We start from the raw sequence: 437 nt of genomic DNA, 5'->3' as shown, positions 1-437 counted from the left end.
GTTAGACAGACGACCGACCTGCGAAATGAGATGAGCAAAAAGTTCAGCATCGAGATGCCGGAGCCAGTGAGCCACCTGCTCGGCATTCCTGCGTTTGACAACATCCAGCGGTGAGCGGTCTCCGTGCTCCAGCCCTTCGGCAGTATCTGCCCCACAAACATACTCTTCATCCGGATCCGGCAGTTCCCATACCAGCAGATAATTCATCAGCGTCCGCTGCAACTCGTTTTTATTTCCTTCACGCAGAGACTGAGCTTTAGTCTTCGCTCCTGTAACAGGTTCAATGTCATAAACAATCATCGGTGGCGAACAGAATGATTCTGCCTGCAACGTACTTTCGGCACTGAACACACGTCGTCCGGACGTCAGAAACGCCTCCTGTGGCGTTGAGGGAAACTCCTGCTTCATTTCCTCACGCTGTTCAGTTTCCTTATTGA

General features: G+C 51.7%; 1 protein-coding gene. It reads right to left on the bottom strand.

What is annotated here, in order from left to right:
• Positions 1–437, bottom strand: a 437-nt coding sequence (locus tag Y887_RS19770; RefSeq protein WP_343123104.1) for a hypothetical protein, incomplete at both ends; no start/stop codon positions are given.

It is taken from the genome of Xanthomonas pisi DSM 18956 (assembly GCF_001010415.1).
In the GTDB taxonomy this organism is placed as follows: Bacteria; Pseudomonadota; Gammaproteobacteria; order Xanthomonadales; family Xanthomonadaceae; genus Xanthomonas; species Xanthomonas pisi.
Note: the sequence above shows the minus strand (reverse complement) of the source record. Positions and strands in the feature narration are given on the sequence as shown.